This window comes from Citrobacter sp. EC_71 (assembly GCF_019584005.1).
GTDB classification, from domain to species: Bacteria; Pseudomonadota; Gammaproteobacteria; order Enterobacterales; family Enterobacteriaceae; genus Citrobacter; species Citrobacter werkmanii.
Genome location: NZ_VDAY01000010.1, coordinates 73690 through 98832 on the forward strand (window position 1 = coordinate 73690; position 25143 = coordinate 98832).

General features: G+C 54.1%; 17 protein-coding genes. 3 read left to right on the forward strand and 14 right to left on the reverse strand.

The features are described 5' to 3' along the window. The first annotated feature begins 318 nt into the window (after nucleotides 1-318). The gene (locus tag FHD02_RS12895) at nucleotides 319-522 is read left to right on the forward strand and encodes a YfgG family protein (RefSeq protein ID WP_032939486.1); all 204 of its coding nucleotides are present in this window, start codon (nucleotides 319-321) and stop codon (nucleotides 520-522) included. 368 nt (nucleotides 523-890) lie between these two features. Continuing rightward, nucleotides 891-1769, forward strand: coding sequence for a small-conductance mechanosensitive channel MscS (gene mscS / locus FHD02_RS12900; protein WP_220393936.1), 879 nt, complete (start codon nucleotides 891-893; stop codon nucleotides 1767-1769). Between the two features lie 108 nt (nucleotides 1770-1877). Here the strand turns inward: mscS and guaA are convergent, their stop codons facing one another. Beyond that, nucleotides 1878-3455, reverse strand: coding sequence for a glutamine-hydrolyzing GMP synthase (gene guaA / locus FHD02_RS12905; protein ID WP_042306761.1), 1578 nt, complete (start codon nucleotides 3453-3455; stop codon nucleotides 1878-1880). Between the two features lie 69 nt (nucleotides 3456-3524). Further along, nucleotides 3525-4991: an IMP dehydrogenase gene (guaB, locus tag FHD02_RS12910; protein WP_061382184.1), complete on the reverse strand. Its 1467-nt coding sequence runs from the start codon at nucleotides 4989-4991 to the stop codon at nucleotides 3525-3527. Nucleotides 4992-5151: 160 nt separating this feature from the next. Here guaB and xseA point away from each other — a divergent pair, with 160 nt between their 5' ends. Next, nucleotides 5152-6525, forward strand: a complete 1374-nt coding sequence (gene xseA, locus FHD02_RS12915) for an exodeoxyribonuclease VII large subunit (RefSeq protein ID WP_137371387.1) — start codon at nucleotides 5152-5154, stop codon at nucleotides 6523-6525. Here the strand turns inward: xseA and FHD02_RS12920 are convergent. From FHD02_RS12920 to FHD02_RS12975, 12 genes are all read right to left on the reverse strand, one after another. After that, nucleotides 6522-6737, reverse strand: coding sequence for a zinc ribbon domain-containing protein (locus FHD02_RS12920; protein WP_072014717.1), 216 nt, complete (start codon nucleotides 6735-6737; stop codon nucleotides 6522-6524). The genes xseA and FHD02_RS12920 overlap by 4 nt on opposite strands. Before the next feature lie 139 nt (nucleotides 6738-6876). Then, nucleotides 6877-8418: a peptide MFS transporter gene (locus tag FHD02_RS12925; RefSeq protein ID WP_042306756.1), complete on the reverse strand. Its 1542-nt coding sequence runs from the start codon at nucleotides 8416-8418 to the stop codon at nucleotides 6877-6879. Nucleotides 8419-8718: 300 nt separating this feature from the next. Continuing rightward, on the reverse strand, nucleotides 8719-10191 hold the full coding sequence (gene der, locus FHD02_RS12930; RefSeq protein ID WP_038642605.1) for a ribosome biogenesis GTPase Der: 1473 nt from the start codon (nucleotides 10189-10191) through the stop codon (nucleotides 8719-8721). Between the two features lie 117 nt (nucleotides 10192-10308). Then, nucleotides 10309-11487 (reverse strand): outer membrane protein assembly factor BamB, encoded by a 1179-nt coding sequence (gene bamB, locus FHD02_RS12935; protein WP_042306755.1) that lies wholly within the window; start codon nucleotides 11485-11487, stop codon nucleotides 10309-10311. 10 nt (nucleotides 11488-11497) lie between these two features. Continuing rightward, on the reverse strand, nucleotides 11498-12118 hold the full coding sequence (locus tag FHD02_RS12940; RefSeq protein WP_042306752.1) for a YfgM family protein: 621 nt from the start codon (nucleotides 12116-12118) through the stop codon (nucleotides 11498-11500). Between the two features lie 13 nt (nucleotides 12119-12131). Further along, nucleotides 12132-13406 (reverse strand): histidine--tRNA ligase, encoded by a 1275-nt coding sequence (gene hisS, locus FHD02_RS12945; RefSeq protein ID WP_042306750.1) that lies wholly within the window; start codon nucleotides 13404-13406, stop codon nucleotides 12132-12134. Nucleotides 13407-13516: 110 nt separating this feature from the next. Beyond that, on the reverse strand, nucleotides 13517-14635 hold the full coding sequence (ispG, locus tag FHD02_RS12950; protein ID WP_137360578.1) for a flavodoxin-dependent (E)-4-hydroxy-3-methylbut-2-enyl-diphosphate synthase: 1119 nt from the start codon (nucleotides 14633-14635) through the stop codon (nucleotides 13517-13519). 26 nt (nucleotides 14636-14661) lie between these two features. Continuing rightward, nucleotides 14662-15660, reverse strand: coding sequence for a cytoskeleton protein RodZ (gene rodZ / locus FHD02_RS12955; protein WP_137360577.1), 999 nt, complete (start codon nucleotides 15658-15660; stop codon nucleotides 14662-14664). 285 nt (nucleotides 15661-15945) lie between these two features. Continuing rightward, nucleotides 15946-17112, reverse strand: coding sequence for a bifunctional tRNA (adenosine(37)-C2)-methyltransferase TrmG/ribosomal RNA large subunit methyltransferase RlmN (locus FHD02_RS12960; RefSeq protein WP_003037713.1), 1167 nt, complete (start codon nucleotides 17110-17112; stop codon nucleotides 15946-15948). A 194-nt stretch (nucleotides 17113-17306) separates the two neighbouring features. Next, entirely contained in the window at nucleotides 17307-17738 is a 432-nt protein-coding gene (gene ndk, locus FHD02_RS12965) for a nucleoside-diphosphate kinase (RefSeq protein ID WP_003037710.1), read from the reverse strand. Between the two features lie 149 nt (nucleotides 17739-17887). Continuing rightward, complete coding sequence (gene pbpC / locus FHD02_RS12970) at nucleotides 17888-20200, reverse strand: peptidoglycan glycosyltransferase PbpC (RefSeq protein ID WP_220393937.1); 2313 nt, start codon at nucleotides 20198-20200, stop codon at nucleotides 17888-17890. Further along, entirely contained in the window at nucleotides 20201-25135 is a 4935-nt protein-coding gene (locus FHD02_RS12975; RefSeq protein ID WP_220393938.1) for an alpha-2-macroglobulin, read from the reverse strand. Nucleotides 25136-25143 lie beyond the last annotated feature (8 nt).

Sequence of the window (25143 nt, forward strand, 5' to 3'; positions counted from 1 at the left end):
GGGGTATTCAGACAGGCATCCCACCTGACTTTAAAACGATAAAGTAAAATACATCATAAGGTCTCATCAATTTTAGTTATTAGCAAAGGGTGGCGTTTGATACATATCAAAAAAAACACCCCTCATTAATCAATTATTACTCTTTTCATTGTTTTTTATCGTTAATTCATTATTCATGTAAATAATAATATTAATTTTTATAACATAAGAGGATAAAACAACTGAAGCAATTTTACATAACGAAGAATTGACCATTCCCTCACAGTATGCCTTAATGTAAGTATCGCCCCTCGTCGGGTACACAACAAGGAACCTTTTGTGAGCCAGGTTACCAGCCTACGCAAACGACACCGATTTAACAGTCGCATGATCCGGATCGTACTGCTTATCAGCTTTCTCTTCTTCTTCGGACGCTTCGTCTACTCCGCCATTGGTGCGTGGCATCACCACCAGGACAAAAAAGAATCTCAGCAGTTAACCCAGCCGCAACAGACATCGCCAACGCAAACCGACGTACGTTGATCGCGCTTGCCTGTAATCCCCCAGCATTAAGATTCCTTACCGGATGGCTAATCGCCTGACAATTAACCATCCGGTAAGGGATTTGAGTGACGGCACTACTCATCATCTTGCCCTCGACACACATTGAAAATACAGATAATCATCCCCTGCTTTTCGCACAAATACACAATCTTTTAATCCGGCTTCACCGCACCATTCGCGCTAATTTCTTACGCTCCCGTTTACTGGACATAAAAAAGATAAAGTCAGTTCAAATAGTCTTTAATTAATATCACCAGGAAATATCACTGGCGATAACATTAATATTTCGTATGAAATTAAGATCTTATTTGAACTGTTAACATTTTTAAATACTACAGAGCAATACTATGAATGGTTTTTCATTATTCCCGAAAATAAGAAACGGAATTGAGTGGATCGCCGGGCACAGCGATGCCGTTATGCAATTCGGCTGGAATATCGTTGCTGCCGTGATTTTACTTTTTATCGGTAAACTTATCTCTCGACTACTCTCCCGTGGACTGGAAAAGTTGCTGTTAAAACGTAAAGTTGACCGGACCATCATTCAGTTCTTCACCGCCCTGGTACGTTACATCACGATCTCCTTTTTCGTGGTCGCTGCGTTGGGGAGAGTCGGTATTGAAACATCCTCCATTATTGCCGTCATTGGCGCCGCCGGACTGGCTATTGGTCTCGCGCTACAAGGATCGCTCTCCAACTTCGCCGCTGGTGTACTGTTGGTTTCCCTGCGACCTTTCCGCGCCGGAGAAATCGTGCAGATTGGCGCAGTCACCGGGACAGTTGAAAAGGTGCACATTTTCTCTACCACCCTACTCACCGCTGACAGCAAAGAAGTGGTGATCCCAAACGGCAAGATCATCGCAGATAATATTATTAACTATTCCCGCCACCCTTTTCGTCGTATCGATCTTGTGATTGGCGTGGGTTATCAGAGTCGGATCGCAGATGTTAAGCGCGTGATTAACCATATCATCGAGCAGGACAGTCGCATCGATAAGCAACGAGGGGTAACCGTTCGTCTGGGTGAGTTAGGTGCCTCTGCGCTCAATTTTTACGTCCGCGTGTGGGTGCCTAATATTGAGTACTGGAACACCTATTACGATTTGCTGGAAAACATTAAAGAGGCCCTGGATGCTAATCATATTGACCTGCCGTATCCGCAGATGGATATTCGCGTGGAGAACGTGGCATCCCACTCTCAACCTCAGCTTCAACTGGTTGATTAGAACATCATCCATCAGAATTTCCTTCTGAAATGAGAGCAATAAAAAACCCTCTATAAACAGAGGGTTTTTTGATATTACGAATTCAGAAACCGCTTACAGAGAGGGATATTATTCCCACTCAATGGTAGCCGGTGGCTTACCGCTGATGTCATACACCACGCGGGAAATGCCGTTCACTTCGTTGATGATACGGTTAGAGACGCGGCCTAAGAAGTCATACGGCAGATGCGCCCAGTGTGCGGTCATAAAGTCGATGGTTTCGACCGCGCGCAGAGAGACAACCCAGTCATATTTACGGCCATCGCCCATCACGCCAACGGAACGTACCGGCAGGAACACGGTAAACGCCTGGCTCACTTTGTTGTACAGGTCAGCTTTGTGCAGCTCTTCAATGAAGATAGCGTCCGCACGACGCAGCAGGTCGCAGTACTCTTTCTTCACTTCACCCAGCACACGAACACCGAGACCCGGGCCCGGGAACGGGTGACGGTAGAGCATGTCGTACGGCAGGCCCAATTCCAGACCGATTTTGCGCACTTCGTCTTTGAACAGCTCACGCAGCGGCTCAACCAGCCCCATCTTCATCTCTTTCGGCAGGCCGCCCACGTTGTGGTGAGATTTGATGACATGTGCTTTACCGGTCGCGGAAGCGGCAGATTCGATTACGTCAGGATAGATAGTCCCCTGCGCCAGCCACTTCACATCTTCCAGCTTCAGCGCTTCTTCGTCGAACACTTCAACGAACACACGGCCGATGATCTTACGTTTGGCTTCCGGATCGTTCTCGCCTTTCAGCGCTTCCAGGAAGCGCTGCTCGCCTTCCACGTGAACAATGTTCAGACCAAAGTGGTCGCCGAACATGTCCATCACCTGCTGGGCTTCGTTCAAACGCAGCAGACCGTTGTCCACGAACACGCAGGTCAGGTTTTTACCGATTGCGCGGTGCAGCAGCATCGCGGTGACGGAAGAATCCACGCCGCCGGAAAGGCCGAGGATCACTTTGTCGTCGCCAACCTGCTCGCGAATACGGACAACGGCATCGTCGATGATTTTCGCCGGAGTCCACAGGGCTTCACACTGGCAAATATCGCGTACGAAGCGCTCCAGCATGCGCATGCCCTGACGGGTGTGGGTCACTTCCGGGTGGAACTGCACGCCGTAGAAGCGTTTTTCTTCGTGCGCCATAATGGCGAACGGGCAGGTCTCGGTGCTGGCAACGGTAACGAAGCCTTCCGGGATCGCGGTCACTTTGTCGCCGTGGCTCATCCATACGTCCAGCAGCGGTTTGCCGTCGGCGGTCAGAGAATCTTCGATACCGCGAATCAGTGCGCTGTCGGTCTGCACTTCAACCTGGGCGTAGCCGAATTCACGCTCGTTAGAACCTTCAACGTGGCCACCCAGCTGCATTGCCATGGTCTGCATACCGTAGCAGACGCCGAAGACCGGCACACCGGCGTTGAAGACGTACTCAGGCGCGCGCGGGCTGTTTGCTTCGGTGGTGCTTTCCGGGCCACCGGAGAGGATGATGCCGCTCGGGTTGAACTCACGGATTTGTGCTTCAGTAACATCCCATGCCCACAGTTCACAGTAGACGCCCAGTTCACGTACGCGACGTGCAACCAGTTGGGTGTACTGCGATCCGAAATCGAGGATGAGAATGCGATGTTTATGAATATTGTCTGTCATTTGACGATAATTCCGAGGCAAGTGAAACAATAACAAAACGCCCGGTTTAAAACCGGGCGCGGAAACTTATCAGGAGCCCAAGCGGTAGTTCGGGGACTCTTTGGTAATGGTCACGTCGTGAACGTGGCTTTCCTGGATACCCGCACCGCTGATACGCACGAATTCAGCCTTCGTACGCAGCAGGTCGATGGTACCACAACCGGTCAGACCCATACAGGAGCGCAGGCCGCCCATCTGCTGGTGAATGATCTCTTTCAGGCGGCCTTTATACGCTACGCGACCTTCGATACCTTCCGGCACCAGTTTGTCAGCGGCGTTGTCGCTCTGGAAGTAACGGTCGGAAGAACCTTTGGACATCGCACCCAGAGAGCCCATACCGCGGTAAGATTTGTAAGAGCGGCCCTGGTACAGTTCGATTTCGCCCGGGGATTCTTCGGTACCGGCCAGCATCGAGCCAACCATGACGGCAGCGGCGCCAGCGGCAATCGCTTTGGCGATGTCGCCGGAGAAACGGATACCGCCGTCAGCGATAACCGGAATACCGGTACCTTCCAGCGCTTCAACCGCGTCAGAAACGGCAGTGATCTGCGGAACGCCCACGCCAGTAACGATACGAGTCGTACAGATGGAGCCAGGGCCGATACCGACTTTCACCGCGCTGCAACCGGCTTCCGCCAGTGCGCGAGCGCCAGCGCCAGTGGCGACGTTACCGCCGATGATTTGCAGGTCAGGATATTTAGCACGGGTTTCACGGATACGTTGCAGCACGCCTTCAGAGTGACCGTGAGAGGAGTCGATCAACAGCACGTCAACGCCCGCAGCAACCAGCGCGTCAACACGTTCTTCGTTACCAGCACCAGCGCCTACAGCTGCACCGACGCGCAGACGACCATGCTCGTCTTTACATGAGTTCGGTTTACGTTCCGCTTTCTGGAAATCTTTAACGGTGATCATGCCGAGCAGATGGAAGCTGTCATCAACAACCAGCGCTTTCTCTACACGCTTTTCGTGCATTTTGGCCAGCACGACATCACGTGCTTCACCTTCACGCACGGTCACCAGACGCTCTTTTGGCGTCATGTATACGCTAACCGGCTGGTTCAGGTCAGTCACAAAGCGCACGTCACGGCCAGTGACGATGCCAACCAGTTCGTTGTCTTCAGTCACTACCGGGTAGCCCGCAAAACCGTTACGTTCAGTCAGTTCTTTCACTTCACGCAGGGTAGTGGTTGGCAGTACGGTCTGTGGGTCAGTTACCACGCCAGATTCGTGTTTTTTCACGCGGCGAACTTCTTCAGCCTGGCGCTCGATAGACATGTTCTTGTGGATAAAACCGATGCCGCCTTCCTGTGCCAGGGCAATTGCCAGGCGCGCTTCCGTCACGGTATCCATTGCTGCGGAGAGCATAGGAATGTTCAGGCGAATGGTTTTCGTCAACTGGGTGCTGAGGTCAGCAGTATTCGGCAGAACGGTAGAATGAGCGGGAACGAGGAGGACGTCGTCAAACGTCAGGGCTTCTTTTGCGATACGTAGCATGGGCAATATCTCACCTGGGAGGTTATTAAATATTGCCGCGGCATTATACAGAGCGTAACCGATTGCATCCACACTTTTTTGCAAAAAAACCTTGCGCTCCTCTGTGAGCATGTTACTTTCGACTGAATAACCTGCTGATTTAGAATTTGATCCCGCTCACATGTTATCCTCTCAGACCACCTCAATTTTTACCGTAAGCCGCCTGAACCAGACGGTTCGTTTGCTGCTTGAGCAGGAGATGGGACAAGTGTGGATCAGCGGTGAAATCTCGAATTTCACTCAGCCGTCCTCCGGTCACTGGTATTTCACGCTCAAAGATGACACCGCCCAGGTACGCTGCGCGATGTTTCGCAACAGCAACCGTCGGGTAACATTCCGCCCGCAGCACGGGCAACAGGTGCTGGTGCACGCCAACATCACGCTGTATGAGCCACGCGGCGACTACCAGATTATCGTCGAGAGTATGCAGCCTGCGGGCGAAGGGCTATTGCAGCAAAAATATGAGCAGTTGAAAGCCAAACTGCAGGCGGAAGGATTGTTCGATCAGCAATATAAGCAGCCTCTGCCCTCCCCGGCCCACTGTGTCGGGGTGATTACCTCGAAAACCGGTGCGGCACTGCACGATATTCTCCACGTTCTAAAACGCCGCGATCCGTCGCTGCCGGTAGTTATCTACCCTACCGCGGTACAGGGCGACGACGCGCCTGGGCAGATCGTGCGCGCGATTGAACTGGCCAACGCCCGCGGAGAGTGCGACGTGTTAATTGTCGGGCGCGGCGGCGGCTCGCTGGAAGATTTATGGAGTTTTAACGACGAACGCGTGGCGCGGGCAATCTTTGCCAGCCGCATTCCGGTGGTTAGCGCCGTCGGCCACGAAACCGACGTCACTATCGCTGATTTTGTCGGCGACCTGCGTGCGCCGACGCCTTCGGCAGCGGCAGAAATTGTCAGCCGCAACCAGCAGGAGTTGTTGCGCCAGATTCAGTCCGCCCAGCAGCGTTTGGGCATGGCGATGGACTACTACCTCGCCAACCGTAGCCGTCGTTTTACTCAGATGTTCCATCGCCTGCAGCAGCAGCATCCGCAGCTGCGTCTGGCCCGTCAGCAAACGTCGCTGGAGCGGTTGCGCCAGCGGATGGGATTTGCGCTTGAAAATAAGATTAAACAGGCAAATCAGCGTCAGCAACGCATGCTGCAACGTCTCAATCAGCAAAACCCGCAGCCACGCATTTATCGCGCACAAACCCGTATCCAGCAACTGGAATATCGCCTGGCCGAAACCATTCGCGCGCGCCTCAGCGAACAGCGCGAACGTTTTGGTAATGCGGTTACTCATCTCGAAGCGGTCAGTCCGCTGGCGACCCTGGCGCGCGGCTATAGCGTTTCTACCACCACTGGCGGCGGCGTACTGAAACAGATCAAACAGGTCAGCGCAGGCGATGTCATCACCACCCGACTAGCAGATGGCTGGGTGGAAAGCGAAGTTAGGGGCGTAACGGCGGCGAAAAAAACGCGGAAGAAAAAGCCGGTTTAAACCGGCACATACTCCACGCGTTTTTTCGAAATAAGCCCATGGCCATGCTGACAGAAATAATCTATCGCGCCACAGGCCTTTAGTACTTCGAGTGGTTGATGGCACTCTGGGCAACGTGCTTCCAGTTGAAGATCTTTTTGACAACTCTCACAGTGCGCCGCACCGTTTTGTGGTTCCAGTTCAGCGTGGCAATCCGGGCAAATGATAGACATAACAACTCCAGTACAGGGCTCCATTCTTGTGTTGAGTTTAACACGCTACGCTGAATGTCGCCCAGGCCCAACAAAACGTCATACCTCATCAATTGAATGACCGGGGCATAGCCTCTGCCCCGGCACAATCGAGGTGTTATCAGGCGCTGGTTGCCGGTTTAGTTTGCGTATTCTCCAGCATGCGACGAATCGGCACAATGAGGACGATCAGGACCGCGGCGCAGATCAGCAGCGCAATCGAGCAGCGAGCGAAGAGATCCGGCAGCATATCCAGTTGGTCAGCCTTCACATGACCACCAATCAGACCTGCGGCCAGGTTACCCAGCGCACTGGCGCAGAACCACAGACCCATCATCTGCCCACGCATTCTTTCCGGTGCCAGCAGCGTCATGGTCGCCAGACCGATCGGGCTCAGACACAACTCGCCGAGCGTCAGCATCAGGATACTGCCCACCAGCCAGAATGGAGAAACGCCCGCCCCACCGTTGCTGAGAACGTTTTGCGCCGCCAGCATCATCAAGCCAAAGCCTGCCGCCGCACACAAAATGCCGATAACGAACTTGGTGATACTGCTCGGGCGAATGTTCATGCTCGCCAGCTTCGGCCACGCCCAGCTGAATACCGGCGCCAGCAGGATGATAAACAGGGCGTTTATCGACTGGAACCAGACTGCCGGAATTTCAAAATCACCGATCATACGGTTAGTGTAGTCGTTGGCGAACAGGTTGAACGAGGTTGGCTTTTGCTCAAACGCCGACCAGAAGAATGCGGCGGAAACCAGCAGGATAAAGCAAACCAGCAGTCTGGCACGCTCTTTACGATTCAGGCCGGCAAAGATGAACAGATAGATAAAGTAGAGCGCAACAGAGGCGGCAATCACGTACACCAGTATGCTGGCAACCGCGACCGGATTAATCACAATCACGCCCTGCGCAATCAGCGTAACGATAACCGCCACACCGACAGCCAGCGCGAGTAGCCATGCGCCCACACCGTTACGCTTCACTACCGGGCTGTTCCAGGTCGAGTCCAGTCCCACTTCGCTGTCGTAGCGTTTCATCGACGGAACGGCAAACACACGGAAGATGATTAACGCCACCAGCATGCCGATACCACCGATACCAAAGCCCCAATGCCAGCCATGGGTTTTAATCAACCAACCGGAGATCAAGGGGGCGATGAATGATCCCATATTGATGCCCATGTAAAACAGCGAGAAACCGCCGTCACGACGCGCATCGCCTTTTTTATACAATGTGCCAACCATGACCGAAATACAGGTCTTAAACAGACCGGAACCGAGCACGATAAACATCAGGCCGATAAAGAACAGGTTGTTACCCATAATGGCCGAAAGCGCAATCGACAGATGACCAAGCGCAATCAGGATGGAGCCGTACCATACCGCTTTCTGTTGGCCGAGCCAGTTATCCGCCAGCCAACCACCCGGCAGCGCAGCGAGATACATCGTACCGGCAAAGATACCCACAATCGCCGAGGCGTTTTCACGGGCCAGCCCCATGCCGCCGTCATAGACGGTAGCCGCCATAAACAGGATCAGTAATGGGCGAATGCCATAAAACGAGAAACGCTCCCACATCTCTGTGAAGAACAGCGAGCCGAGCGGATAAGGATGACCGAAGAAAGTTCGGCTTTCTTTTTGATTAACAGAGGATTGCATAATTCTCCCGAAAGTTATGTCGTCGTGCGTGTAAACACCGCGATGTACGCCAGCCAGTTACGTATCTGACCGATTTTTTACATGCGGAGAAAAGTTATTTAACCATTTGATAACTTAAGGCTAGTTTTGTCTAGTACCAGCCCCCGGACTTTAAGATGAAAACTCGACAAATGTCTACTTTCTTAGATTTAAACTTGGTAAAAAACGAATAGTGATTGACATCGCACGGGCTGAAGCTGGCGATGGAATACCGAAAAAAAACCCGCGACAAGCGCGGGTTTTTATCAACATCAGCAACGATTATTTGCTTTTTTTAATGTGCTTAATCAAACGCTTACGTTTACGCATCTGGGTCGGCGTCAGCGTATTGCGCTTATTCGCAAACGGGTTTTCCCCTTCTTTGAACTGAATGCGGATCGGTGTCCCCATCACGTCCAGAGTTTTGCGGAAGTAGTTCATCAGATAGCGCTTATATGAATCCGGCAGATCTTTCACCTGATTACCATGAATCACCACAATCGGCGGGTTATAACCGCCGGCATGGGCATATTTCAGCTTCACGCGACGACCACGTACCAGCGGCGGCTGATGATCTTCTACCGCCATGGTCATGATACGCGTCAACATCGCGGTACTAACGCGACGGGTGGAGCTGTCGTACGCTTCGCGGACCGATTCAAACAGATTACCGACACCGCTACCGTGCAGTGCAGAGATAAAGTGTACGCGCGCAAAATCAATAAAGCCCAGACGGAAGTCCAGCGTTTCCTTGACCTGCTCTTTCACTTCCTGCGTCAGGCCGTCCCATTTGTTGACGACAATAACAAGTGAGCGCCCACTATTGAGGATAAAGCCCAACAGCGACAGGTCCTGATCGGAAATACCTTCCCGCGCATCAATCACCAGCATGACCACGTTGGCATCTTCAATCGCCTGCAGCGTTTTGATAACTGAGAATTTTTCTACCGCTTCGGTAATTTTCCCGCGCTTACGCACGCCCGCGGTGTCGATCAGCACATATTCACGTTCGTCGCGTTGCATTGGAATATAAATGCTGTCACGCGTGGTCCCAGGCATGTCGTAAACCACCACGCGGTCTTCGCCCAGAATACGGTTAGTCAGTGTGGACTTACCTACGTTCGGACGACCGACAATCGCCAGTTTGATCGGCAGATCCTGCGGGTTGAAGTCGTCTTCAGGCTCTTCTTCACCGTTTTCTTTGGCTTCCAGCTGCGCCCAATATTCCGCATCTTCATCGACTTCTTCCTGCGGTGCAACGTCATCCATCCACGGCAGCAGAACATGCTCCAGCAGGCTGAGAACGCCACGACCATGGGAGGCAGCAATCGGATAAATTTCACCCAGACCCAGCGAGTAGAAATCAACAACCGCCTGATCGGGATCCAGTCCGTCAGTTTTGTTGGCCACCAGGAACGTCGGTTTCTGGCGTGAACGCAGATGTTTAGCAATGGCTTCATCCGCTGGCATCAGGCCAGCACGCGCATCCACCATAAACAGCACAACGTCCGCTTCTTCGATAGCCAACAGAGACTGTTCAGCCATGCGGGTTTCAACACCGTCTTCGGTGCCATCAATACCGCCGGTATCAATGCAGATAAACTCGCGGCCTTCAATTTCCGCACGACCGTACTTACGGTCACGAGTCAGACCCGGGAAATCCGCAACCAGCGCATCTCGGGTGCGAGTTAGACGGTTAAATAACGTGGATTTGCCAACGTTAGGGCGCCCGACAAGCGCGACCACAGGTACCATGTTTAAAGCCTCATTTAAAAAATCATCAGACAACGCGCACATTTTTGCGCCGTTGTTAAAAACAGTAAAACGGCCCCTGCACCAGGAGCCGTTTTTCAAAGCGAGCGGCCAGGACGATTAACGCGTAATGGAGTACAGCGTACCGTCTTTCGCCTGGATCAGCAGTTTACCATCAGCAGAGACTGGCTCAGTCAGGAAACCGGAGCTGTCGACTTTCTGCTGGGCAACAAAGCGACCATCTTCAACGTTAATCCAGTGCAGGTAGCCTTCGCTATCGCCCACAACTAAATTGCCGTTATACAATACTGGAGACGTCAGCAGACGGTGCAGCAGATCGCTTTGCGTCCACAGCGTCACGCCGCCGTCGGTAGTCAGCGCCAGGATGCGGTCGTTTTGATCGACCAGGTAGATACGGTTTCCGTCGACGATGAAATCATTCACCGAGCCCAGTTCACGTTTCCACATAATCTGGCCACTGCGCAGATCCAGCGCGGTCAGGTTACCATTATAAGCCAGCGCGTAAACAACGCCATTGACGATAACCGGCGTGGTATCAACGTCACTCAGACGATCGATTTCCGTTGGGCCTGTCGCCTGAGAAATACGTTGCTGCCAAATCATCTGACCCTGCTGCATCAGCACGGCGCTTACGCGACCGTTATCACCGCCAACAATAGCTGCGCCAAAGGCCGTCGCAGGGGCAGATTCGCCACGCAGAGACAGGGATGGCATATCGAGGTTAACGGTCCACTTGATGGCGCCGTCAGCTTCGTTCAACGCCTGCAATTGACCGTTACTGGTGTGGATTAATACCACGCCATCGCTCACAACCGGACGAGACAGCGCTTCACCGGCAACTTTCGTCTGCCATGCGGTGGTACCATCGCTGGTATTCAACGCATAAACCTGCGCTTTTTCACTGCCAATGTAAACATGACCACCGGACACGGTTACGCCGCCAGAAAGCTGTGCAGATGCACGGGAGAACCAACCGTCTTTCTCACCCAGATTAACAGACCACACTTCTTTGCCGTCGTCTGCGTTCAACGCTTTCACGACACCTGCGCGATCGGCTGCATAGACAACGTTATCCGCCAGCGCAGGATGAAGATTGGAATAGAAATCACCAATACCATTGCCCACGGAAGTGCTCCAGTCCGTAGACGGAGTAAACTGGTTTTCAACCACCGGTAATGGGGACATCTTAACGACATCTTCTTCGCCACTAAACAGTGAACAGCCGCTCAATAGGGTAACGGAAAGCAGCCCTGGCAGAAGTAATTTACGCAATTGCATCGGGTCCCTCTCAGATGGACAAATTATTGATTTTCATCTGCATCATTTCGCTCAGAGCAGGAGAGGCATCGCTTTTCACACCCGCTTCCCATGCGCTACGCGCACCTTGTTTGTCGCCCTTGCTCAGCAACGCTTCACCGCGCAGATCGGCAACAATGGCCGTCCACCCTTCACCTTTAATGGTGTCGAGTGTTTTCAGCGCGGTATCAGCCTGTTTAAGCTGAACCTGAACACGAGCCAGACGCAGGTTAATCACCGCTTTGAGATTATCATCGCTGGTTGCAGCCAGGCCTTGTTGCAGCTGGCTGGCGGCTTTCTCAAGTTCATTTTGATCAACAAACTGCTGCGCAAGTTCCAGTGAAGCTAATGCGCCGTAGGTATTTTTATTCTCTGCGGCAAATTTCTCAGCCGCAGGAATGCTATCCGCTTTACCCGCACTAACCGCGGTCACCGTATTTTGGTATGCCAGAGAAGCAGAGCGTGCGGACTCCGTCTGATGGCTGGTCCAGTAACGCCAGCCAACCAGCGCGCCAACCCCTAAAATTATCCCAACCGCCAGCGCTTTGCCGTTTTCGGCAAAGAAGCGTTTTACCGCATCAACCTGGTCGTGTTCGTTCTCGTAAATTTCCACGCTGTCCTTCTCCTTAGCCCAGTAGAGTGCGCAAATGCGCGGCAACGCCATCCTGCGCTACTGCCGTTTGCTCACCAGAGCGCAAATCCTTCACTACAACGGTACCGTCAGCCACTTCGGACTCACCCAGTACCAGTGCAACGCGGGCGCCCCACTTATCGGCACGGGCAAACTGTTTCTTAAAGTTGCCGCCGCCGTGGTTGGTCATCAGTTTCACGCCAGGAACTTCATCACGCAGACGTTCTGCAAGCCGCATTGCCGCCGACTGTGTGTCTGCGCCTGAAGCAACCAGGTATATATCGACAACAGGGGAGGCAATAAATTCCGGATTAACTGCCTGAACTAATAAAACAAGTCGTTCCAGGCCCATGGCGAAGCCCACAGCAGGCGTTGCGCGACCGCCAAGTTGCTCTACCAGACCGTCGTAACGACCACCGGCACACACGGTACCCTGCGAGCCCAGACTGCTGGTAACCCACTCAAATACGGTGCGGTTGTAGTAATCAAGGCCACGAACCAGACGCTGATTGACGGTGTAGGCAATCCCTGCGGATTCCAGCAGTTTGCACAGACCCGCGAAATGCTCGCGAGAGTCGTCATCAAGATAATCACCCAGCGCAGGTGCATCGTTGAGCAGCGCCTGCACTTCTGGGTTTTTGGAGTCAAGCACACGCAGCGGGTTAGTGTACATGCGACGCTTGCAGTCTTCGTCCAGCTTCTCTTTATGCTGTTCCAGGTAGGCGACCAGCGCATCACGGTAGTTAGCGCGGGCTTCAAGCGAACCAATTGAGTTCAGCTCCAGGCTGACATGCTGAGATATACCCAGCGCGCGCCACCAGCGAGCGGTCAACATAATCAGTTCAGCATCGATGTCCGGACCCTGCAGGCCAAACACTTCGACACCCAACTGATGGAACTGACGATAGCGTCCTTTCTGCGGACGTTCGTGGCGGAACATCGGCCCGATATACCACAGACGCTGTTCCTGATTGTACAGGAGACCATGTTCGATGCCGGCGCGTACGCAGCCCGCTGTCCCTTCAGGACGCAGAGTCAGGCTGTCGCCATTTCTGTCCTCAAAGGTATACATCTCTTTTTCAACCACGTCGGTGACTTCACCGATCGCGCGTTTGAATAACGGGGTCTGCTCTACAATCGGCAAGCGGATTTCACTGTAACCGTAGCTACCGAGCACGTTTTTGAGAGTGCCTTCAATGCGCTGCCAGATGGCGGTTTCGCCAGGCAGATAATCGTTCATGCCGCGAATGGCTTGAATGTTTTTTGCCACGTTTATTCTCTTTATGAATATAAAAATGAACCCTCAGCGCTAACCCGAACAATGCGGGCGCCATGCGGGTTCAATCATACACGGGAAGCACGCCGCTTCCCATCACGTTGTTATTTTTCAAGCTGCTGCACGTCGATACGACGCGCTTCGTCCAGGATACTCGCTTTGGCGCGAATACGGGCTTCAAGCTGCGTGATCATATCGTCGTTGTCGAGTCTGTCCTTACGCACACCGTCTTCGTACAGGCCGCTTTTCTTGTTACCGCCCGTCACGCCCAGCGTAGAAACCAGCGCTTCGCCAGGACCGTTTACCACGCAGCCGATGATCGAAACATCCATTGGCGTAATGATATCTTCCAGACGTTGCTCCAGCGCGTTAACCGTACCGATAACGTCGAATTCCTGACGTGAGCAGGTTGGACAAGCGATAAAGTTGATCCCGCGCGCGCGAATGCGCAGCGATTTCAGAATATCGAAGCCCACTTTGATCTCTTCCACCGGATCGGCGGCCAGAGAAACACGCAGCGTATCGCCGATCCCTTCGGATAGCAGCAATCCTAAACCGATCGCGGATTTCACCGCCCCGCTACGTGCGCCACCGGCTTCGGTGATCCCCAGGTGCAGCGGTTGATCGATCTGTTTCGCCAGCAGGCGATAGGATTCTACGGCGAGGAAAACGTCAGAGGCTTTAACGCTGACTTTGAATTGTTCGAAGTTCAGACGATCCAGATGATCCACATGACGCATAGCGGATTCCAGCAGCGCCTGCGGCGTCGGTTCACCGTATTTTTCTTGCAGATCTTTTTCCAGCGAGCCGGCGTTTACGCCGATGCGGATAGGGATATTTTTATCGCGCGCGCAGTCAACCACCATGCGGATACGCTCTTCATTACCGATATTGCCTGGGTTAATACGCAGGCAATCGACACCGTATTCCGCGACTTTCAGCGCAATGCGGTAATCGAAGTGAATATCGGCAACCAGCGGCACATTAACCTGCTGTTTGATCAGCTTGAACGCTTCTGCGGCATCCATTGTCGGTACAGAGACGCGAACAATGTCTGCGCCTACGCGTTCCAGCGCTTTAATCTGATTAACCGTCGCTTCCACGTCAGTGGTACGCGTATTGGTCATAGACTGTACGGCGATGGGCGCGCCATCGCCGATCGGCACATTCCCAACGTAAATGCGTGTCGATTTTCTACGTTGAATTGGAGCCTGGTTATGCATTAAAAAATCTCCCGCATTGCCGTCTGTTACTGAGCCGGTGATTGTTCGGCATTAACGGTCAGACGTGCAACCTGGTTAGTTCTGATAAAACGACTCAGATCGACAGGTTTCCCCTGGAACTGAATCTGCACTGCCGCCGGAGCGCCAATTTTCAGTTTGTACGGCGCCTGACCGGTCAGATTGAGATTGCCGTCTTTACGCTGCATACCGCTGAACAGTTTTTTACCGGTCGCATCGGTCACTTCCAGCCAGCAATCAGCGGTAAAATTCATTACCAGCGCGTTAGGATCGGTTGCCGGGGTAGTGACACCCGCCTGGTCAGTCGGCAGCGGTGCCGCATTCGCTGGCGCTGTTGGCGCGGCGGTTGCGGTATCGACGTTGGCCTGAGAAGGCGCCACTACGGCATTCTGTTGCGCATCCGTGGCTGGTGCCGGGGCTGTCGGGGCATCAGTCGCTGGCGCTGCGTCCGCCACCACGCCATCGCCCGCAGCCGGAGTTGTCTCCTGACCTGCTGCGGCGCTGGTATCTAACGGTACATTCTGCGCAGTGTCTTTACCGGCATTCAGTTCAGCGGAAGATTGATCGGCCATGGTGCTGATCTCTTCCTGCTGCGCTTTATGGTTCTGCCACCACCAGGCCCCTGTCAGTCCGACAACGACAAACAGCACCAGCCAGGTGAAGGTCATTAACCAGCCATCGCGCTTTTTACGACGCTTACCGAGCGAGAAGCTCTGCATCGGCGCGACTTTAGCAGGACGAATTGGCGCCTGTTTTTCCAGCCCTGGCAACAGTTCTTCTTCAGGAATATGCACCAGACGCGCATAAGAACGGATGTACCCACGCAGGAATGTTGAAGCAAGATCGGCTGGTGCCTTATCTTCTTCAATATCACGTACCGTGGAGACCTTCAGGCACAGTCGCTCCGCGACTGCCTGCTGGCTGAATCCGAGTTGTTCACGGGCATTGCGCAGACGAACGCCGGTGGAGAGTGCTTCATTTTTGTCGTGCGTGGCTTCAGTATTCATTCGCTACAGCTGCGTAAATTTGGGTTCTGGCGCCGGCGAGTCACAATGCTCACCCACACCGCGAAACATCTGGTCAGTTAACCTTCGTCAGACAGTATAAAACGGTCAGACTACCAATGACAAAAAAGCGTAAACCTGAGGGCTAAACTCTTGTTGCGCCGTTACATACTGCCTTAAAGTCGACAAAAACGCACCGTTATTATTGACCTGACGACAACAACCAAAGAACCTCATCTGGCTTACATTGCACTACGGTACATGAATTATACCGTAGTGCACTCGACATCAAACGGTTTTGATGTCGATAGCATCACCCTGCATACGCTTGCGCAGAGTACGCTTGGTACGGTCGATAACATCGCCGGCCAATTGACCGCAGGCTGCATCGATGTCATCGCCACGTGTTTTACGCACGATGGTGGTGAAACCATAGCTCATCAACACTTTGGAGAAACGATCGATACGGCTGTTAGAGCTACGACCATACGGTGCGCCAGGGAACGGGTTCCATGGGATCAGGTTGATCTTACACGGTGTATCTTTCAGCAGTTCAGCCAGTTGATGCGCGTGTTCGGTACCGTCATTGATGTGATCCAACATGACATACTCAATGGTCACACGACCCTGGTTGGCGTTGGATTTCTCCAGGTAACGACGTACTGCCCCGAGGAACGTTTCGATATTGTACTTTTTGTTGATAGGCACAATTTCGTCACGAATTTCATCGTTTGGCGCATGCAGAGAGATCGCCAGCGCGACGTCAATCATATCGCCCAGCTTATCCAACGCAGGTACAACCCCTGAGGTGGAAAGCGTAACGCGACGCTTGGACAGCCCGAAACCGAAGTCATCCAGCATGATTTCCATCGCCGGCACCACGTTAGTCAGGTTGAGCAGCGGCTCGCCCATCCCCATCATCACCACGTTGGTGATAGGACGTACGCCCGTTGCTTTGACCGCGCCGACGATTTTCGCCGCACGCCAAACCTGGCCAATGATTTCCGACACTCGCAGGTTACGGTTAAATCCCTGTTGCGCCGTAGAGCAGAATTTACACTCTAATGCACAACCAACCTGTGAAGAAACACACAGGGTCGCGCGATCATCTTCAGGAATATAAACAGTTTCAACGCGCTGATCGCCAACCGCGATAGCCCATTTGATCGTGCCGTCAGAGGAACGCTGCTCTTCCACCACTTCCGGGGCGCGAATTTCAGCGACTTCTTTCAGCTTGTTGCGCAGCACCTTATTGATGTCAGTCATGTCATCAAAGTTGTCGCTGCAGTAGTGGTACATCCACTTCATGACCTGATCGGCACGAAACGGCTTTTCGCCCATCTCTTTGAAGAATTCGCGCATTTGCTGACGGTTCAGATCCAGCAGGTTAATTTTTCCATTTTTATTTGGAACCGCAGGAATGACGACTTCAGAGGTGTTAACTAATTCAGACATAATTTTTTCCGGCCTCGTTGTTACACGTTGTGGCCCGTGGAGGGTTAAAAAGAAACGCCCCGGCAAGCGGTCTGCTCTTCCGGGGCGTTGTATTGTACAAAGTCTGGCGCAGGGATGCCACGTTTGCACGAAGCATTAGCGAAAATAATATGTAAATCGCTAATTCATCTCAACGGCGTTATAGACGCAGGAGATTAGCGCGTACGCGGGCAAACCTCGCCCTCACCAAAGAAATAGGCGATTTCGCGAGCGGCAGATTCAACGGAATCAGAACCGTGAGTCCCGTTCTCGGTGAAGCTGTCAGCGTAGTCGGCACGCAGGGTACCGGCCAGCGCGTTCGCCGGGTTGGTAGCGCCCAGCAGATCGCGATGACGCTGTACGGCATTTTCGCTTTCCAGAACTGAAACAACGATCGGACCGGAGGTCATGAATTCAACCAAACCGTCAAAGAACGGCTTGCCGTCGTGCTCAGCATAGAAGCCACGCGCCTGCTCAACGGTCAGGTGCAGCATTTTAGTCCCGACAATCTTGAACCCTGCAGCTTCAAAGCGCGCAAAGATGCTCCCAATAACGTTTTTTGCCACCGCGTTTGGTTTAATGATGGAAAAAGTACGTTCAATAGCCATTGATAACCTCTGTAATATGTTCTGTTGTTGTCTATATAGATGTACGACCTGGCGCGGATTATAAAGAGCATCCCGGCAATTGACTATTGATGAAGGTAACATTTCTTTAAAATAAGATGAGTTTTAGCAACAAATAGTCAGCAACTGGTCTATTGCAACGAAAATCTCACCGTCGCCACCTGTCCGGCGTCATCCATCACCAGCAGTTGGTAATCCCCTTTGACCGTCAGACGTAGCGTCAGGTGACGCCCGCGCTCGTCCAGACGTTGTCCGTTAAGAAACCACCAGCGATCGCCTGTTCCACCGCTGGTTTGCACCGGCAATGAAGCCTCTGGAGAACCAGGTAAACGCTTCACAATCGCGCCATCGCGCAGACCTGTCAACTGCAACGGTAACCCGGGATCCTGCCCCAACGGCGGACATGCGGCAGAAACAGGCGGTAATCTTGCCCCACGGCGCTCTGATTCCGGCAGCCATGGTTCAAGCGGCAAGGGCCAGACGATAAGCGTCTGTTCGCGCGCCTGCGGGCAATCCGCCGCCACGCGTTTGCCCTCTCCGTCCAGCCAGACAGGAAAACGAATGCCATTAACTCCTTCCTGCTCGGGCAATAATAACGTTGGTGGCTGACTGCCATCCAGTAACCAGGTTGCCAGACGGCGACGGCAGTTGCTGTCTCCGGGGGCAAGGGATTGCCCACCCGGCCAACATACCACGCCGCGACTCACGGAATCAGGACGTGGATCTTCCGGCTGATTGGTCCCGCGAGAGAGCAAAAGATTGTTGACCTGATTGAGCAGCGGCACGGCGCTGGCAAATCCAAACTGGCCCACCACCGGCGTTCCGTCTGGTCTGCCAGTCCAGATACCGATCACATAACGGGCGTTAACGCCAATCGCCCAGGCATCGCGATAGCCATAGCTGGTGCCCGTTTTCCACGCCAGCGGAACCACTCTGCTCAGTGCGTTATCCGGTAGCGGTTGTGCTTCGTCAGCCATAATCCGGCGAATAATCCACGCCGCACCAGCCGACATCAGCGGGCGCTCCAGTAGCGGGTCTGCTGGCTGCAGGCGCAATTTACCCGCCTTCCCGTGGCGGGCAAAGGCGCTATACGCCGCAGCCATATCATCAAGCCTTGCCCCCGCCCCGCCCAAAATCAGCGACAAATTCGGCGCAGCTCCTGCAGGCAGATATAACGGTAAACCGACGTTACGTAACGATGCGGCAAAACGCTTCGGACCATAGGCTTCCAGTACCTGGACCGCGGGTAAATTCAGTGAACGTACCAGCGCCTCACTCATGCTTACCGGTCCGTGAAAACCACTGTCAAAATTCCCCGGTCGATAATCACCTGTTCGCCGTGGTACATCCTGCAACAACGAAGCGGGATGAATTAATCCGTCATCCAGCGCCAGACCATAGATAAACGGCTTCAGCACCGATCCCGGTGAGCGGATCGCATTCACCATATCCACATGACCAAAGCGGGAGTCATCATTCATATCAACTGACCCCACCCAGCCACGCACGCTCATATCGGTATGATCGACCACAATCATCGCCAGCGAACTACGCGCAGGCAACCGCCCTTTCCAGTTTTGCGCCAGTTCTTCAAGTTGCCGCTGCAACCCGGCGTCAAGGGTTGTCACGATTTTGTCGCTGCGGCTTTTTCCCAGCATCATGCGCGAAAATAACGGCGCTAACTGCGGCATCTGCCTGGGAGCCAGCCAGACCGGCTCTCCGCGTGACTCCTGCACCTGTTTTGCGGACCAAATGCCCTGAATTGCCATACGTTCGAGCACTTTATTACGCGCCGCCTCAGCGCGGTCCGGCCAACGGTCCGGACGCAGACGACTCGGCGCCTGTGGCAGCACAGCCAGCAATGCGGCGTCGGAGTAGCTCAGTTGTGCAGGCGATTTGCCAAGATAGGCCCAGCTTGCTGCGCCCACACCTTGCAACGTGCCGCCAAACGGCGCACGGTTAAGATACAGCGTCAGAATGTCGCGCTTGGACAGATGCCATTCCAGCTGCAAAGCGCGCCAGAGCTGGCGAAACTTGCCGCCAAAAGTGCGTGGGTGGGGGTCGAGTAAACGTGCCACCTGCATGGTGAGCGTACTGCCGCCCGAGACGACACGCCCGGATGAGAGGTCCTGCCATGCGGCGCGCAGCACTGAAAATGGATTGACCCCGGGGTGTTTCCAGAACCAGCGGTCTTCGTATTTGATTAAGGCCTGAAGGTAGCGGGGGGATACCTCATCAATCGTCACCGGATAACGCCAGATACCGTCCGCGTCGGCGAAGCGCCAGAGAGGCGTACCATCGTGCGCCACCACGACACGTGCGGGATCCACCTCGTGAAGCGGCAGTGGCCAGATTTTATCTGCCGCCCAAATTGCCGTCACCAACACTAGCGCAACGACTGCCAGCCAGAGCCAGCAGCCGCGTTTACCCAACCCGCGCATCATTTACGGTCTGACAATCAAAAGCCCCTCTGCCGCACCGGTTGCCCGCCACTGCGGAACATACATTGATTCCACCTGTGGGACGGGAACCTGATACGTTCCCGGTGTTACTGCCCGCGCCAGGTACACCAGCGTAACCGGCTGTCCTTCATTCACCGCCACCGCAGCGACAAAGCGATCGTCACGGAACTCAATATGCTGGATATCCGCCTGCTGCATCTGATTGAGCAGGTTCGCCACTTCGCTAGCGCTATCCTGCAGACTGGCGCTGCCGTTGGCCAGATTTTGGTTTTCCAGCTCCAGTCCGGCAGGCAGTAAGTCGACGACCAGCGCATCCGGCACGTTCTGGCTGGCTTTCACCTCCAGCCAGACCAGCACCAGTTCGCCGCTGCGCAGAGAATCCAGTGATTTGCTGCTCCCGTCAAGTCCCAGGATCTGACGTTCAATATGCAGGACGTTGCTGGCAGGCGTCGGTGCGGTTTGCGGATAACCACTGACATCCAGACGCAGCCACAGCGGCAGATTACCGGTATTCGTGACGCTCAGCGTGGACAGCTCGTCGGCATCCAGATTGCGGGTTAGCGATTTATCCCCTGCCAATGGTTGCTCCGAGAGTGACGTTTGCGCCTGCCACGTACCAAGCAAATCCTGTAACGTACGCGCGGCAAGGAACAACGCATTATTTTCCTGAGTCGAGAGCCAGCGCTGTCCAAAGGCCTGTTCTGACAACGTGTTCAGCAGCGTATTCTGCACCTCAGGTTTGAGCTTGTTCTCTTCGAGCAAAGCCAGCATCAACGCGTTATCCCGTAACGCACTGCCGTAATCCGCCATCCACTGCTGCGCGTCGCGGCGCGGCGTATTCAGCGCCAGCGTCAACGCCTGTTCACTGCGGTTGGCATCGCCCATGCTTTTCAGCGCGATCCCCAGTTGTAACAGCGGTAAACCAGAAGCCGCCTGAGCACGGCGATCCCAGATCTCACGCAATGCGCCGAGCGGGGCTTTTTGCTGACGAGCCAGCACCAGCGCGGCGTAGGCCTGTACAGCAAACCGGCTTGCAGACGAGTCATCAGTATAACGAATCGACATCATCCCCGGATCCTGCAAATAACGCAGCAGCCGCTCATTACCCCGGTTAATCACCTCAACCGGGACGCTGTAGCCTTGTTCGTTCGCACGGACGAGGAAATCCATTACATACGCGGTCAGCCAGTACTCTTCTGATCCGTTCTTATCCCACAGCGCAAAACCGCCGTTATCGCGCTGCATTTGCAGTAAACGGGAGATGCCAATCTCTACTGCCGCACGGCGTTTTTCATCACTGTCGCCGGCGATACCTAACGCCTTTAGTTGCGCGGCATTGGTGTATAAAGAGGGGAACAGCCCGCTCGCCGTTTGCTCAAGGCAACCGTAAGGGTAAGCTTTCAGTTCACGGATGTAGCGCGCCAGATTCAGCGGCGGCTTACCGCTGAAAAGCAGTTGCCCCTGCATCGTCACAGGAGAAAAATTAGCCAACTCTTCGCCTGGCAGCTGCCAGGTTGCCCCCGGCTGGAGCGCAATGCCATTATTGACGGTTTGCGCGGGAAACGCCGGACGCACGCCAATCTTCCACTGTTTGTGCTGCACAGGCAGCGTTTCCCCTGGCAGGGACAGACCGCTAATCTGCGCCTGAATGTCGCCCTCGCCAAAGCCTTCCCGCGCGCGCACCGGAATAAACAGCGTAGTCCGTACGCCTGGCGCCAGATTCACAGGGGTAGGATCTTGCCCTGGCAGTTCCAGTAAACCACTGGCCGCGAGCTTAATATTCAGCGTCTGCGGTTTATCGGTCAGGTTGGTCACGTCCAGCGTCAGGCGCGAAGTATCTCCCCCGGCCAAAAAGCGCGGCATGTTCAGTTCAGCAATCACCGGCGCGGCGACAATCACTTTGCTTTCGCTGCTGCCAAAGTCATCCGCCGTCCAGGCCTGCGCCATGACCCGCAGCTCGCCGTTGAAATCACCAATCGGTAACGTCACCGTACCTTCGCCCTGCTCGTTAAGCGTGACCGGCAACGCCTGCTGCGCTACGATATTGACGTGATTGACCGGAGGCTTACCGCCACGCTTTAACTCATCGCCATCGCCACCAAAGCGCAGCGCCGCCAGACGACCTTGCCCTTCGATGACCTGACCGTAAATATCATAAATATCCGCGCCATAGCGTTTTTGCCCGAAAAACGCCTGCCATGGGTCGGGCGTGACGTAATCAGTGATGTTCAACACCCCGCTATCAACGGCAGAGACCAGTACGTTAACCTGCTTTGGCACGTCGCCATTTTTAACGCTGGCTTTAATCTTGACGGTTAACGGCTGATTTGGACGTATTTTCGCCGGACTTTCCAGCGCCAGTCCCAGACGACGATTTTCATCGCCCAACGGTAAATGCAGCAACCCAACCGCCCGTTTTGGCGTCGCCGAACGGGATTTGTCGCCAGGACGAACCACCAGCGCACTGAGATACAAATCGTGGCGATTCCAGGTTTTATCGACCGGAATAGTGAGAGCCAGGCCATTCGCAGGCACGTCTATTTCTTGCCACCACAGCGGTCCTTCGCTGGACTCCACCATCGCATAACCTTTGCCAGCAGCGGGAGCGGCAACGTGCAGCTTCATGGTATCGCCAGGACGATAGCTGGGTTTGTCCAGTTTCAGAGTCACGCGATCGGGACGCACGGCCCCACTGCCGTCGCTGTTATCCTGCCAGCTATAACCTGCCCAGAAGCGTACGCTGCTCACCGCATCATTCGGGGCTTTCACTTCCAGACGATAGGCACCCCACTCAACCGGGAAGCTGACTTTACCGGTTTCATCGGCCTTAAGATCCAGCGTCTGCTCACCTTCAACCAGATCCTTTTGATCGAACTGTGATTGCCAGCCCTCGCCTTCAGACCAGTTCCAGTAATAATCCCGGCGCTCGCGGATCAAACGCACCTGCAAACCGGACACCGCTTTTTTCTCGCCCTGCGCATCGGCATAAACGATATCGAAAGCGGCGTTGCTGTCTTCATCGACGATAGGCTGGTTCACCGTGGTGTCAGTGCGATAATCATAAACGGCTTTCGCCGCAAACTGTGGTCGAATCCCCGGCAGCGTATCCGCAGGCCAGATGGCTTGTTCAACCCGACGCGTCACCGGGCGGCCACCCGACTCCAGCAGGCTGGCTTGCAACACCACCTGTAACGGGGAGTGCGTCTCCTGCCACTGGCTGGCGGTGGTCACTTCGCCACGACCGTGATCGTCCAGCGTGAGCTGAACTTCATCAAGACTGCGGGAAAGATTTTCTTCGGCAATATTACCAAACTGGAACCCTGGCAACGCCTGCACCGCCTCGCGCAATGGTCGCAAGAAAAGCTGCCCTTGCAGCGCGTTGCCGTTGGCGGGCGCGCCGTACAGGTAGTAACCCACCACCGAGAATTTCACTTCATCAGTTGGCGCTACCGGCATTTTGCTGGCGGTGAGATTGAGCGCCATCCGCTCTGGCATAAAATCTTCAACGTGGAAATCCCACATCCGCGTCTGGTTGTCGCCAGTATTGGCGCGAATATGCCACATCCCGGTTGGCGCGCTGCTGTCCAGCGGCCAGCTAAAGCGGTACAGACCGTTCTCCGGCTGGCTAACCACCGAGCGTAACACTTGTCCGTCAGGCTTCACGACCTCCAGCTTCACCGGCTGGTCTGGCAACGTTTTGCCATCGCTGTCACGCAGTAATCCGTTGAGGATCACCGTTTCGCCAGGACGATAGAGGTCACGGGGACCAAACATAAAGAACTGTTTGCTGTATCCCGGTGCGCCAGCAATATCAAATTCAGCCAGATCCAACGCCGGGAGCTTCAGATCCAGCAGCGTGGTTTGCCCGTCTTTGCGGGCCAGCAATAAGGCCGCGTCTTTATCAGTCTCCAGTTTGACATGACCCTGCGCGTCGCTGGTAGCCTGCGCCAGCGTCTGTCCTTTTTCGTTGAGTAACGTGACCTCAATACCCTGCTGCGCGGCGCCGTTTTCCAGACTCTGCGTAAAGACATCCAGTTGATTGTGGTAACGGTGAGCTGACACACCAATATCGCTGAGCGTGAACAGCGTAGCGGCATTACTGTAGTTGTATTGTCCAGCCTGATTCATCACCGCGATGTAAACACCTGCTTGCTGCAACGGCTTGATATCGCTCAGCGGCAGCAGCAACTTCTCACGGGTGTTACGCGCAGGATTGAGGTCAAAGCGTCCGGTATATACCAGTTCCGCCATTTTCAGCAGATTGTCAGATTCCCAGTTCGTCAACGAATTGCGGTATTCCCACTGGCTGACAAATGCGCCGAGCGATTCAGGCTTCACGCGAAAGAAGTTCACATCCACGCTGTTAACGTTGAGGGCCATTACCGGCAGGCCTTCAATTACTTTTCCGGGCAGCAGCGAGCCGCGACTGGCAAACCCTACGCTTGGCTGGACGTCGCGAGTGGTAATGTTTTTTTCATAATCAATAGCGAACGTCGCTTTATTCAGCGCCAGTAAATCACGCTCAATGGTAACCACCAGTTCCCGGTTAGGTTCGAGGTGGCGTAAGCGTAGCTCTTTCAGGTTTGGCGCCAGTTCCCACGCCCCATCGACTTTGCCGCTTTTTTTATCGTCAACGTGCACTACACGGGAAAAATCTTGTTCCGGATCGAGGGGAATGGAGAAGGTCAATACGAGCGTTGCTGTGCCGTCGAGTTGGACCTCTGAGGCATCCAACAGCGTCAGCGACTTGCCCTGACTTTGTTGCATCAGCTTTTCTAACTGAGCCTTGTCTTTTGCGGGGGCGGTCTGCGGCGCAGGTGCATCCGGCTTCGCTGCCGTCGTCGATTTTTCGTTATTATTATCGCACCCGACAAGTGCCAGCATCAGCATGCAGGCCGCTACGCGTAAATGTTTCATTGTTCATC